The organism is Streptomyces sp. NBC_01017, from assembly GCF_045162795.1.
In the GTDB taxonomy this organism is placed as follows: domain Bacteria; phylum Actinomycetota; class Actinomycetes; order Streptomycetales; family Streptomycetaceae; genus Streptomyces; species Streptomyces machairae.
This window is the reverse complement of sequence record NZ_CP108683.1, coordinates 6880025-6892066: the sequence shown is the minus strand read 5'-3', so window position 1 is coordinate 6892066 and position 12042 is coordinate 6880025. Positions and strand designations below refer to the sequence as shown.

General features: G+C 71.2%; 9 protein-coding genes and 1 pseudogene. 5 read left to right on the top strand and 5 right to left on the bottom strand.

Annotated features, from left to right (window positions below):
- Positions 1-135: 135 nt before the first annotated feature.
- The 3 genes and pseudogenes from OG331_RS31620 to iolC all read right to left on the bottom strand — a co-directional run.
- Positions 136-501 (bottom strand): annotated as a pseudogene (locus OG331_RS31620) (5-deoxy-glucuronate isomerase); the annotation flags it as partial.
- Positions 502-508: 7 nt separating this feature from the next.
- Positions 509-1390 (bottom strand): deoxyribose-phosphate aldolase, encoded by an 882-nt coding sequence (locus OG331_RS31615; RefSeq protein ID WP_406202465.1) that lies wholly within the window; start codon positions 1388-1390, stop codon positions 509-511.
- Positions 1387-2352: a 5-dehydro-2-deoxygluconokinase gene (gene iolC, locus OG331_RS31610; protein WP_406202463.1), complete on the bottom strand. Its 966-nt coding sequence runs from the start codon at positions 2350-2352 to the stop codon at positions 1387-1389. Before iolC ends, OG331_RS31615 begins: the two co-directional genes overlap by 4 nt.
- Positions 2353-2860: 508 nt before the next feature.
- On the opposite strand from iolC, the gene OG331_RS31605 reads away from it, so the two are divergent.
- Together OG331_RS31605 and OG331_RS31600 are read left to right on the top strand one after the other, a co-directional pair.
- Complete coding sequence (locus OG331_RS31605) at positions 2861-3061, top strand: MerR family transcriptional regulator (protein ID WP_362382724.1); 201 nt, start codon at positions 2861-2863, stop codon at positions 3059-3061.
- A gap of 70 nt (positions 3062-3131) precedes the next feature.
- Complete coding sequence (locus tag OG331_RS31600; protein ID WP_406202461.1) at positions 3132-3770, top strand: GNAT family N-acetyltransferase; 639 nt, start codon at positions 3132-3134, stop codon at positions 3768-3770.
- Here the strand turns inward: OG331_RS31600 and OG331_RS31595 are convergent.
- Positions 3751-4794, bottom strand: coding sequence for a zinc-dependent alcohol dehydrogenase family protein (locus tag OG331_RS31595; RefSeq protein WP_406202459.1), 1044 nt, complete (start codon positions 4792-4794; stop codon positions 3751-3753). The two genes, OG331_RS31600 and OG331_RS31595, sit on opposite strands and share 20 nt — an antisense overlap.
- Before the next feature lie 97 nt (positions 4795-4891).
- Positions 4892-7216 carry an MMPL family transporter gene (locus tag OG331_RS31590; RefSeq protein WP_406202457.1) on the bottom strand — a complete coding sequence of 775 codons (2325 nt, stop codon included), beginning with the start codon at positions 7214-7216 and terminating at the stop codon, positions 4892-4894.
- Between the two features lie 162 nt (positions 7217-7378).
- Here OG331_RS31590 and OG331_RS31585 point away from each other — a divergent pair, with 162 nt between their 5' ends.
- The 3 genes from OG331_RS31585 to OG331_RS31575 all read left to right on the top strand — a co-directional run bounded on the left by OG331_RS31585 (position 7379) and on the right by OG331_RS31575 (position 10863).
- Positions 7379-8062 carry a TetR/AcrR family transcriptional regulator gene (locus OG331_RS31585; RefSeq protein ID WP_406202455.1) on the top strand — a complete coding sequence of 228 codons (684 nt, stop codon included), beginning with the start codon at positions 7379-7381 and terminating at the stop codon, positions 8060-8062.
- Between the two features lie 291 nt (positions 8063-8353).
- The gene (locus OG331_RS31580) at positions 8354-8593 is read left to right on the top strand and encodes a heavy-metal-associated domain-containing protein (RefSeq protein ID WP_406202453.1); all 240 of its coding nucleotides are present in this window, start codon (positions 8354-8356) and stop codon (positions 8591-8593) included.
- Positions 8594-8601: 8 nt separating this feature from the next.
- A complete protein-coding gene (locus tag OG331_RS31575; protein ID WP_406202451.1) occupies positions 8602-10863 on the top strand; it encodes a heavy metal translocating P-type ATPase in 2262 nt (753 codons plus the stop codon).
- Positions 10864-12042: the final 1179 nt, after the last annotated feature.

The window sequence follows — 12042 nt, the reverse complement described above, 5'->3', positions numbered from 1 at the left end:
ATCAGGCCGAGTGCGCGCCTTCCGGGCTCGGCGCTGGACGCACACGGCACGCCACAGCCGGCGGCGACCGCGCTGCAGGCCCGAAGCTCTGCCACAGGGCGGGTGACGCAGTACATGTCGTGGCCGCAAAGGCTCTTCGACAAAGACCTCCGGCGCGGGGCCGTAGCGGGCGGGGAGTCTTCGCTCGCACTTCGCTCCTGCCAAAGCAAAGCGGCCACCCGCGCCGGAGGCGATCTGTGCCCGGGCGTCACGGGGCACGTCGGCGAAGTCGGTGACTCCACTGAATACGCTTCCCCGGCCCAGGAGTTGGTACTTCTCGTTGTCGATGTCCACGGTGCATCCGCCGTTCAGCGGAAGCACGATCCATTCACTGTCCCCGGTGGTGAACATGTGCGTGCCACCGGGCTCCCACTCCACGATCCGCAGGCTGCTGTGGGTCCCGTTGCCCGTCCCGGCGTGCGGCCCGTTGTTCGTCCCGTTGTGCGGCTCGTGGTTCGTCATAAGGCCCTCACAGCAGTCCTACAGCGGTGTCGACGGCACCGGCCACGTCCCCGTCCGCCGGGTAGAGCAGCGAGCGTCCGACCACCAGGCCCCGCACGGTGGGCAGTTGGAGTGCCCCGCGCCACTTCTCGTATGCCCCGTCCTGGTCGTCGCCGACCTCACCGCCGAGCAGAACCGCCGGCAGCGTGGAGGTCTGCATGACCTCGGCCATGTCGTCGGGGTTCTCGGTGACCGGGAGCTTCAGCCAGGTGTAGGCGGAGGTGCCGCCGAGACCGGAGGCGATCGCGATGGACTTGGTGACGGCCTCGGCGGACAGGTCGTTGGCGACCTTGCCCTCGGGGGTGCGGTGGCTGATGAACGGCTCGACGAAGACCGGGAGTTGACGCGCCGCCATCTCGTCGACGGCGCGGGCGGTGGACTCCAGGGTGGTGAGGGAGCCCGGGTCGTCGTAGTCGATCCGCAGGAGCAGCTTGCCGGCGTCGAAGCCGAGGCGCTGGATGTCCTCGGGGCGGTGGCCGGTGAAGCGGTCGTCGAGTTCGAAGCTCGCGCCCTGGAGGCCGCCGCGGTTCATGGATCCCATGACGACCTTGCCGTCGAGGGCGCCGAGCAGCAGCAGATCGTCCAGGATGTCGGCGGTCGCGAGGACGCCGTCGACGCCGGGGCGACGGAGCGCAAGGCAGAGGCGTTCCAGCAGGTCGGCGCGGTTGGCCATGGCGAGTTTGCGGTCGCCGACACCGAGGGCGCCGCGGGCCGGGTGGTCGGCGGCGACGATCATCAGCCGGCCTGAGTCGCCGAGCAGCGGGCGACGGGCGCGACGGACGGCCGCCTCCGCGATCGCCTCGGGGCGCTGGGTGCGCAGGCGGACGAGTTCCCCTATGTCTACGGTCACTTGACGGCCCCCGCGGCGATCGCGGCCTCGATCTCGTCCGGCGTCGGCATCGCGGAGGAACACTCCAGGCGGGAGGCGACGATGGCACCGGCCGCGTTGGCGTGCCGCATGATCTTCTCCAGGTCCCAGCCTTCGAGCAGGCCGTGGCAGAGGGAACCGCCGAAGGCGTCACCGGCGCCGAGGCCGTTGAGCACGTTCACGGGCAGCGGCGGCACCTCGGCCTGGTCGCCCTTGTTGTTGAGGGCGAGGACGCCCTTGGGGCCCTGCTTGACGACCGCGACCTCGACACCGGCGTCCAGCAGCGCGCGGGCCGCGGCATGCGGTTCGCGCACGCCGGTCGCGACCTCCACCTCGTCGAGATTGCCGACGGCGACGGTGGTGTGCTTCAGGGCCTCGGCGTAGAAGGCGCGTGCCGCGTCGGGGGCGCTCCAGGCCGTGTCCTTCCAGAACATGGGGCGCCAGTCGAGGTCGAAGACCGTCGTACCGGACTTGGCGCGATGGGCGAGCGCCGCCAGCGTCGCCGTACGGCTGGGCTCCTCGCTCAGGCCGGTGCCGGTGACCCAGAAGATGCGGGCGTCACGGACGGCGTCGAGGTCCAGCTCGTGGGCGTCGATCTCCAGGTCCGGGGCCTTGGGCTGCCGGTAGAAGTACAGCGGGAAGTCGTCCGGCGGGAAGACCTCGCAGAAGGTGACCGGGGTCGGCAGGCCGGGGACCGGGGTGACCCAGCGGTCGTCGACGCCGAAGCCCTTCAGGGCCTCGTGGAGGTAGGTGCCGAAGGGGTCGTCGCCGGTGCGGGTGATCACCGCGGTACGGCGCCCCAGGCGGGCCGCGGCGACCGCGACGTTGCTCGCCGAGCCGCCGAGGAACTTGCCGAAGGACGTGACCTGCGGCAGCGGGACGCCGGTCTGCAGGGGGTAGAGGTCCACTCCGATCCGCCCCATGGTGATCAAGTCGTACGCCATCGGCTTCCCTCGGTCTCCCTTTGCAGCGGCGCTGCTGTCAGCGTTGCGCTTCGGCTCTCTTCGGCTTTCTAGCCTGACCGGGGAGGGCTGTCAATATTTTGTCCGGACATTCGAACCAGGCCCTGCGGGGAGAGGCGGGGCGCCTAGGCGTCTGCCGGGTTCTGTGGTGGGGCGTGTGCGGGTTTTGGGGGGCTTGTCGCGCCCACGCGGCGGAGCCGCAAGTCAACACAGCCCCGCGCCCCTGGGGGGTGCAGCAGGCGCTGGCTGTCAATGTGCCGCGCCCTGTGTGACTCGTGTGCCTTTGCAGCACTCGTGTCACAAAGGCACCTTCCGTGTCACACATGTCGCATGTACGCAGGTCTTGCGTCACACCCGGTGCACAGGCACTGTCCCCTTCTCACGGTGCGTCGTTGACCGGGCACAGGCTTTGTGATCGCCAGCGCAGCGCACGGTACCCCCGACGACCGTCCCCGGTCGCCGCCGCGGCGCGCGCAGGGAGGTGCAACCGATGACCGACCGAAGGCTCTGGTCCTACAAGGAGATCGCGGCTCACATCAAGGTGCAGCCGGACACCGTGCGGTCCTACCGCAAGCACGGTTTGCTGCCGCCGCCCGACCATGTGGAGAGCGGCAAGCCCTTCTGGTACGCCGACACCGTCCGGGCGTGGGTCGCATCCCGCCCGGGCAACCGCGGGCGCAGATCGGATTGACCTCCCGGGAAGTCGTCCTCCCGGAAAAAATCGACTGTGCCCCCACCGCCCCTTGGGGCACAGTCGCCCCATGAGTTTCTCCGTCAAACCCACCCTGACAGGCGACAGGACCGTGCTCCGCCCGTTCACCGAGGCCGACGCCGAGGGCATGTGGGAGATCATCGGCGACCCGGAGGTCCAGAGCTACACCGGGGATTCGCCCAACGAGCTCACCCCGCAACGGCTGCGCTCCTGGTACGGCACCCGCTCCGACCAGCCCGACCGCCTCGACCTCGCCGTCACCGACCGCGCCACCGGCGAACTCGTCGGTGAGGTCGTGCTGTACGAGTGGGATCCCGACGCCCGCAGCTGCACCTTCCGCACCCTGATCGGACCGCGCGGCCGGGGCCGGGGCCTGGGCACCGAGGCCACCCGGCTCATCGTCGGCCATGGCTTCGAGCAACTGGCGCTGCACCGGATCCAGTTGGAGGCGTATGCCTACAACCTCCGCGCCCTGCACGTCTACGAGAAGGTCGGTTTCGTGGTCGAGGGAGTCCGGCGGGAGATCGAGCTGCGGGACGGCGAGTGGGTCGACGAGGTGCTGATGGCTCTCCTCGACCACCAGTGGGCCGCGCTCAACTCCGCGGACCTCAACTCCGGCAGTCCCAGCTCCACCCATCCCGACTCCACCCATCCCGACTCCAGGGATCTCAGCTCCACGGCTCGATGACCGTCACCCCCGCTCCCGGCGCCGTCCCGAGCGCCGTCAGTGCCGACGGCGCCGCGTCCAGCGTGATCGTCGACGTCACCAGCAGATCGGGCCGCAACGCGCCCGACCGCACCAGCTCCAGCATCGGCGGGTAGGTGTGGGCGGCCATGCCGTGGCTGCCCAGCAGTTCGAGTTCGAGGGCGATCGCGCGGGCCATGGGGACGGGGGTCGTGCCGGACTCCGAGGGGAGCAGGCCGACCTGGATGTGCCGACCCCTGCGGCGCAGGCTGTTGACGGAGGCGGCGCAGGTGGTGGGTGAGCCTAGGGCGTCCAGGGAGAGGTGGGCGCCGCCACCGGTCAGGGCGTGGATCGCCGCCGCCGTGTCCGGTGTGCTCAAGGCGTCCACGCACTGGGCCGCCCCGAACTTCCGCGCCAGGTCCAGGGCCTGCGGTGAGACGTCCACCGCCACGACCCTCGCGCCCGCCGCCGCCGCGATCATCACCGCCGACAGACCGACCCCGCCGCAGCCGTGCACGGCGACCCACTCCCCCGCCGCCACCCTGCCCTGCTGCACAACCGCCCGGAACGCCGTGGCGAACCGGCAGCCCAGCGAGGCCGCCGTCGCGAACGACATCTCCTCGGGTACGGCGACGAGGTTGACGTCGGCGTGGTCCAGCGCCACGTACTGGGCGAAGGAGCCCCAGTGGGAGAAGCCGGGCTGGGTCTGGCGCTCGCAGACCTGCTGGTCGCCGGCTGCACACGCCGCGCAGCTGCCGCAGGCGCACACGAACGGCACGGTGACCCGGTCGCCGGGGCGCCAGGCGGTCACCCGGTCCCCCACCGCCTCGATCACGCCGGCGAGTTCATGGCCCGGCACATGGGGCAGCCGGATGCCGGGGTCGTGGCCCTGCCAGCCATGCCAGTCACTGCGGCACAGCCCCGTCGCCTCGACCCGCACGGTCACTCCGTGGAGGGCCGGGTGCGGGTCGGGCACCTCACGCACGTCGGCCGCTTCGCCGTACCGCTCGAACACCACTGCCCGCATGCCGGTCTCCCTTCGGCCGCGCCCCTTGCACGGAGATCATCAGGAACGCTAGACGCTCCACCCGGTTTGCGGTACGGCACCCGCGCCCGCTCGGAGGTCAGCGGTCCGCGCTCACCTTGTCCCGCTCCTCAGCGGGCTCGGCCGCCGGGGCCGGCGTCGGTTCGTCGCCCGACTCGCTGACTCCGAACCGCTCGTGGAAGCGCCGCAGCGGTCCCGGGGCCCACCAGGTGGCCCGGCCGGTGAGACGCATGACCGCCGGGACCAGAAGGCTGCGGACGATCATCGCGTCCATCAGCACCGCCAGGGCGATGCCGAGGCCGAGCATCTTGGTGTTGGTCACCCGCGAGGTGCCTATCGCGACCATCACCACCGCGAGGATCACGGCGGCCGCGGTGATCAGTCCTCCGGTGCGCTGCAGACCGTGGCGGACCGCCTGGTCGTGGTCGCCCGTCGTGTCGTACTCCTCCTTGATGCGGGAGAGCAGGAACACGCCGTAGTCCATCGACAGGCCGAAGGCGACGCAGAACATCAGCACGGGGAGGGTCGTCTCTATCGAGCCGGGGGTGGTGAAGCCGAGCAGGCCGGACAGATGGCCGTCCTGGAAGATCCAGACCACCGCGCCGAACATCGCCGTCAGGCTCAGCGCGTTGAGCAACACCGCCTGGATCGGGATCAGCACGCTGCCCGTCAGCAGGAACACCAGCAACAGGGTGACGATCGCGATGAAGGCGGCCGCCAGGGGCAGGCGCTCGGCTATCGCGTCCTTGGAGTCGACCAGGACCGCGGCCGCTCCGGTCACCTTGGTGTCGAACGGTGCCTGTGTGGCGCGCAGCTCGTCCACCAGCCGCTGGGCCGGGTCGTCGACCGCCTCGCCCTTCGGGAGCACGGTGAAGTACGCCGAGTCGCCCCGCACCAGCGGCCCGTCGACCCGGAGCACCTCCGGGAGAGCGGCGATCCGCTGCTTGTAGTCGGCGTACTGCGCCTGCGTCGCGCGTCCCTCGGCGAGCACCTCCAAGCCGCCGCCGGGGCTGCCCGGGAAGCCGTCGCGGATGTGCTGCTGCACGACATGGGACTCGGCGCTCGACGGCAACTGGCGGTCGTCGGCGGTGCCGAACTTCACGCCCAGGAAGGGCAGCCCGAGAAGGACCAGCACGGCGGTGGTGCCCAGGGCGAAGAAGGGGGCGCGGCGCATGACGAGGTTCGCCGTGCGGGCCCAGGCCTTGGCTTCCGAGGCGCCGGACGGGCCGGTCGTGCCTGGCGTGCCCGACGTGACGGACGTGACGGACGTGCCAGAGGTGCCGGGCTCCTGAGTGGACGCCTTCGCGTCCTGCTGCCCGCTCGCGCGCCGACCGCGGCGGAACAGGCGGCGCAGATCCAGGGAGTTGACCCGGTGGCCGAGCAGGACCAGTGCCGCGGGGAGGAGGATCAGCGCGGCTGCCGCGGCCAGCAGCACCACCGCGATCCCGGCGTAGGCGAAGGACCGCAGGAAGTACTGCGGGAAGAGCAGCATCGCCGCGAGGGACACCGCGACCGTGAGGGCCGAGAAGAGGACGGTGCGGCCGGCCGTGCGCAGGGTCGTGCCGACCGCGGTCAACGGTTCGGCGCCGGTGGTGAGTTCCTCGCGGAAGCGCCGGACGATGAAGAGGGCGTAGTCGACGGCCAGACCCAGCCCCAGGGCCGTCGTGAGGTTCATCGCGAAGACCGAGACGTCGGTGACCTCGGTGAGGCCGCGCAGCACGGCGTTCGTACCGAGGATGGCGACGATGCCGATGCCGAGCGGCAGCAGGGCCGCGACCGCGCTGCCGAAGACCATCACCAGCAGCACCAGCGTGACCGGCAGGGCGATCACCTCGGCCCGGATCAGGTCCTCCTGGATGATCGTCTGCATCTCGTGACGCACCGCGACCGGGCCGCCCACCCTGACGTCCACCGGGCCGTGCGCACCCCGGAACTCGGGAGCGATGCGGTCCAGGGTCTCCCCCGCCTCCTTCTCCTCGCCGGTGATGCGGGCAGCGATCAAAGCCTCATGGCCGTCCTCGGCGCGCAGGGCGGTAGCCGCCGAGGGGTCCGCCTGCCAGTAGGAACCGACTCCTGTGATCCCCTTCTCGCCGGCCAGGCGCGCGACGATCCGCCGCGCCTCCGCGGCGACCGCGGGGTCGTCCACCGAGGCGTCTCCCGCGTCCACGAGCAGCAGGAGGTTGGGCTGAGAGGCGGGGAACTCGCGCTCCAGCGCCTTGGTCGCGTACGTCGACTCGGCGTTCGGGTCCTCCCAGCCGCCGCTGCCCAGCCGGTCGGCGACGCCGCTGCCGGCCAGCACGGCGAGAGCGGTGATCACCAGGGCCACGAGCAGCGACAACCGGGGGCGTGCCGTCACGAAACGGGTCCAGCCTCCGACGCGGGGCGGCCTGTTGACTTCGGTCATGGTGCGGTGTCCCCTTCACACTGATCCATGCTGTGCGCCGCCCGGGCAGCATGAAGCCGTCACTGCCATAGACTGACAAACACGAGAGATCGCTCGCGTTTCCCAAGAATGCGAGCGACCGCTCGCGTTTGTCAATCGCGTTCGGAGAACTGGGGATAACGCGTGTCCGCCAACCGGGAGAAGGACGACCAGGTCCAGCAGGAGAAGGAGCAGCCGCGCCGCCGCCAGGCCCGCGGCGAGCGCCGTATCGCCCAGCTGCTCGATGCCGCGGCGGCCGTCTTCACCAGCACGGGCTACACGGCCGCCAGCACCAACGCCATCGCCCGCGAGGCGGGCGTCTCGCCGGGCACGCTGTACCAGTTCTTCCCGAACAAGGAAGCGATCGCGATCGAGCTGGGCGACCGCCTCATGCACGAGATGCGCGAGACGTACGGCGAGGCACTCGCCCCGGTCGACCCCGCGACTCCCCTGGACGAGGCCGTCGGCTCGGCCGTCGACCGGTTCATCGCCTTCAACTGCGAGCACCCGGTGTTCTTCGCGCTGATGCACGGCCCCGACATCCCCGGCCGTATCGCCGAGGAGCACGACGCCCTGCACGCGACTCTGCTGTCCCGGATCGAGGACCTGCTGTCCTCGTTCCTGCCCGATGCCGTCCCGGCCGACCTCACCCGGACCGCCCATATGTGCCTGGGCATGTACAAGGTGGGTCTGGAGCTGGTTCTCGGCCACGAGGGCGTCGAGCGCGACGCCTACGTCCAGGAACTGAAGAACGCCCTGATCCGCTACCTCGACCCGCTGGTGGGCGACCGGCCCGGCCGCCCCGACCCGGCCCGAACGGCGACGTGACGCAGCTCTGCTGCAAGGTGCGCATAGATCAGCTCCGGAGTACGAGGGCCCCCGCCTCGACCCACTGTCCGTCGCCCGGCGCCGACCCGCATCCCGGGACGATGGCGCCGGACGCACTCATGTTCGGCCACACCTCGGGCGGTTCGTGCCGCACCCTCGGGTGTCTCGCGCCGTACCGTCAGGCGCCGACCCCCCTTGGGGAAATACCCCGCAGGGGTATACCTTGGAGATGAAGGACCCCCTGGGTCCCCACAGCCCCACAGCCCCACCTGCCTCGACGAGGAGATCCACATGACCGCCCCGACCGACACCCCGGGTTCCGTCACCGCCGTCTACAAGGTGAGCGGCATGAGCTGCGGACACTGCGAGGGCGCCGTCACCGGCGAGATCTCCGAACTCCCCGGTGTCAGCTCGGTGAAGGCCGTCGCCTCCACCGGCGAGGTCACGGTCGTCTCCGCGGCCCCGCTGGAGGAGGAGGCCGTACGCGCGGCCGTCGACGAGGCAGGCTTCGAGCTGGTCGGCAAGGCCTGAGCCTGGCCATGACCCGCGCCACCGACCAACCTCCGATAACCGAGGCACCGGGCGCGCCCGCGACGGCCGCCCCCTCGCAGGTCGAGCTGCTCATCGGCGAGATGACCTGCGCCTCCTGCGCGGCCCGCGTCGAGAAGAAGCTCAACCGCATGGACGGCGTGACCGCCACGGTGAACTACGCGACGGAGAAGGCGAAGGTCAGCTTCCCGGCGGGCATCCAGGTCGCCGACCTGATCGCCACCGTGGAGCGGACGGGCTACACCGCCGAGGAGCCGGCTCCCCCGGAACCCACGTCCGACGAGCCCCCGGAGGACGCCGAACTGACCGGCTACCGCCGGCGTCTGACCGTCTCCGCGCTGCTCGCCGTTCCCGTCATCCTGCTGTCGATGATCCCGGCCCTGCAGTTCGACAACTGGCAGTGGCTCGCGCTCACCCTCGCCTCCCCGGTCGTCGTCTGGGGCGGACTGCCCTTCCACCGGGCGGCGTTCACGAACGCCCGGCACGGCGCGGCGACCATGGACACGTTGATCTCGATGGGCACCCTCGCGGCGTACGGCTGGTCGCTGTGGGCGCTGTTCCTGGGCGTGGCGGGCATGCCTGGCATGCACGACACCTTCGAGTTCACCGTCTCCCGTGTGGACGGCGCCTCGCAGATCTACCTCGAAGTGGCCGCCGGGGTCGTCACCTTCATCCTCCTCGGCCGCTACCTGGAGGCCCGCTCCAAGCGCCGCGCGGGAGCGGCACTGCGGGCCCTGATGGAGCTCGGCGCGAAGGATGTCGCCGTACTGCGCGACGGACGCGAGGTCCGCGTCCCGGTCGGCCGGCTTACGGTCGGCGACCGGTTCGCCGTACGGCCCGGCGAGAAGATCGCCACCGACGGCACCGTCGTCGAGGGCTCCTCCGCGGTGGACGCCGCCCTGCTGACCGGCGAGTCCGTGCCGGTGGACGTGACCGTCGGCGACGCGGTCACCGGGGCGACGGTCAACGCGGGCGGCCGGCTCGTCGTCGAGGCGACCCGGGTCGGCGCCGACACGCAGCTCGCCCGGACGGCGAAGCTGGTCGAGGAAGCACAGAACGGCAAGGCCGAGGTGCAGCGGCTCGCCGACCGGATCTCCGCGGTGTTCGTACCGGCGGTCATCCTCCTCGCGGTCGCCACGTTCGGCGCGTGGCTCGGCCTCACCGACGACACGGTCGCCGCCTTCACCGCGGCCGTCGCCGTACTGATCATCGCCTGCCCGTGCGCCCTGGGCCTCGCCACGCCCACGGCCCTCATGGTCGGCACGGGACGCGGCGCCCAGCTCGGCATCCTGATCAAGGGCCCCGAGGTGCTGGAGTCCACGCGCCGGGTCGACACCGTCGTCCTGGACAAGACCGGCACGGTCACCACCGGCCGCATGACCCTCCAGAAGGTGTACGCCGCCGACGGCACCGACGAGGACGAGGTGCTGCGGCTCGCGGGCGCCGTGGAGCACGCCTCCGAGCATCCCGTCGCCCGGGCGGTCGCCGCGGGCGCGGAGCAGCGCGTCGGGCGGCTGCCGCAGGTCGAGGGGTTCGAGAACGTGCCCGGGCGAGGCGTACGCGGGCGCGTGGAGGGCCGTGACGTGGTCGTGGGGCGCCTCTACGACGTGCTGCCCAGCGGGCTGGCCCGCGCCAGGGAAGAGGCCGAGAGAGGCGGTCGTACGGCCGTCGTGGTCGGGTGGGACGGGGCGGCCCGCGGTGTCGTCGCCGTCGCGGACGCGGTGAAGCAGACCAGCGCCGAGGCGGTGCGCGAGCTGCGCGCGCTGGGGCTCACTCCGATGCTGCTGACCGGGGACAACCGGGCCGTCGCCGAGGCGGTGGCGGACGCGGTCGGCATCGGTGCCGATCAGGTGATCGCGGAGGTCCTGCCCGAGGACAAGGTCGAGGCCGTACGGCGGCTGCGGCGCGAGGGGCGCTGCGTGGCCATGGTGGGCGACGGCGTCAACGACGCGGCCGCGCTTGCCACCGCCGATCTGGGTCTTGCCATGGGGACGGGGACGGACGCGGCGATCGAGGCGAGCGATCTGACGCTGGTGCGCGGTGATCTGCGGGTGGCGGCGGACGCCATCCGGCTGTCGCGGCGGACGCTCGCCACGATCAAGGGCAACCTCGTGTGGGCCTTCGGGTACAACGTCGCCGCGTTGCCGCTGGCCGCGGCGGGGTTGCTGAATCCGATGATCGCGGGGGCCGCGATGGCCTTTTCGTCGGTTTTCGTGGTGTCGAACAGCCTGCGACTTCGGACTTTTCGGTGAAGGCTACGGACTTTTCGGCGAAGTCCGAGTAAGAACCCCTCTGGAGTCCGGCGCCAGGCTCACATAAGCTCTTCACAAGACTCGCGCATCGTCCTTACGCTTGGGTCCCGATCGCCATATCGGGGCTCTTGCGTAGCTAACGGACATATGCAAGAGACGCAGATCACAGTGATGTGAACGTAACCATCGAAGGGGTTCGACGGTCTAAGTTGACGATGTCAGGCAGCGTCTTGGGGGGCGTTGGTTGGCATCTGAGGATGTCTTGGGGGACTTCCTCAGAGTTGCGTTGCCGGGGCACGTACGTCGGGAAGCTTTGAGCGGCCCTCCCGACCGTGCGCTGTCCCGGCAGACCGCACACAGCAGTAGTACGGCGAGTTCTGCTCGTTTTGCTCAACTGCACGGCAGTAACACAGCGATTCAGGCGCTGTTCTCTCAGACGCCCGGCCGGATCCCGTGGGGGGAATCCGCACCGGGACATGGGAAGGCGCCCTGGACGTCGGCCCGTGGGGGGACCGCCGCCAGGGCGCCTTCTGCTATCCGCACCCGCCCGGAACGAGTCGCGTCCCTCGACGCCGCGCCCCTGCCGCCCCGGCACCCAGCCTCCGGCCGAGCCACCCCCGCGAGGATCGGGCGCCGAGAAGCGCCCCGCCCCTCACCGGCAGATGCCGGCACTCCCCGCAGACCTCGCACCCCCGCCCCCACTCCATCGCGACTACGGCACCGCCCACCAACCGGCCAAGCAGCACGGGACGACTCCCGCCTCCCGTACGCGCCGGCCCAACAGGCCACCCGGGGCACCCCGGCCCGGACCCGGAGCAGCAGCCCGCCGGCGGGACACCGAGAAGCACCCCGCCAGGACGCCCTCCGCCGCGCGCACCCCACACCCAAGAACCCGACCCCCACCGAAGCCACCCGCACGACTCCGCACACGAGACCCGAGCAACCGGCCGCCGAGAAGCACCGCGCCCCTCACCGGCAAACTGCCGATATCCCGGCCCGCCACTCAGCCACGCCCCGTCCACGGCCGCGACCCACCATGACCAGGGCACCGCCCGTCGGCCAGGCAGTACGGGACGACTCCCGTACGCGCCGGCCCAGGCCACCCGGGGCACCCCAAGCCCGGACCCGGAGCAGCAGCCCGCCGGCGGGACACCGAGAGGCACCCCGCCCGGGCGCCCT

Coding starts and splice junctions, on each gene's coding strand:
- iolC (WP_406202463.1), bottom strand. CDS start 2,352: ATGGCGTACGACTTGATCACCATGGGGCGGATCGGAGTGGACCTCTAC.
- OG331_RS31605 (WP_362382724.1), top strand. CDS start 2,861: ATGACCGACCGAAGGCTCTGGTCCTACAAGGAGATCGCGGCTCACATC.
- OG331_RS31600 (WP_406202461.1), top strand. CDS start 3,132: ATGAGTTTCTCCGTCAAACCCACCCTGACAGGCGACAGGACCGTGCTC.
- OG331_RS31595 (WP_406202459.1), bottom strand. CDS start 4,794: ATGCGGGCAGTGGTGTTCGAGCGGTACGGCGAAGCGGCCGACGTGCGT.
- OG331_RS31590 (WP_406202457.1), bottom strand. CDS start 7,216: ATGACCGAAGTCAACAGGCCGCCCCGCGTCGGAGGCTGGACCCGTTTC.
- OG331_RS31580 (WP_406202453.1), top strand. CDS start 8,354: ATGACCGCCCCGACCGACACCCCGGGTTCCGTCACCGCCGTCTACAAG.
- OG331_RS31575 (WP_406202451.1), top strand. CDS start 8,602: ATGACCCGCGCCACCGACCAACCTCCGATAACCGAGGCACCGGGCGCG.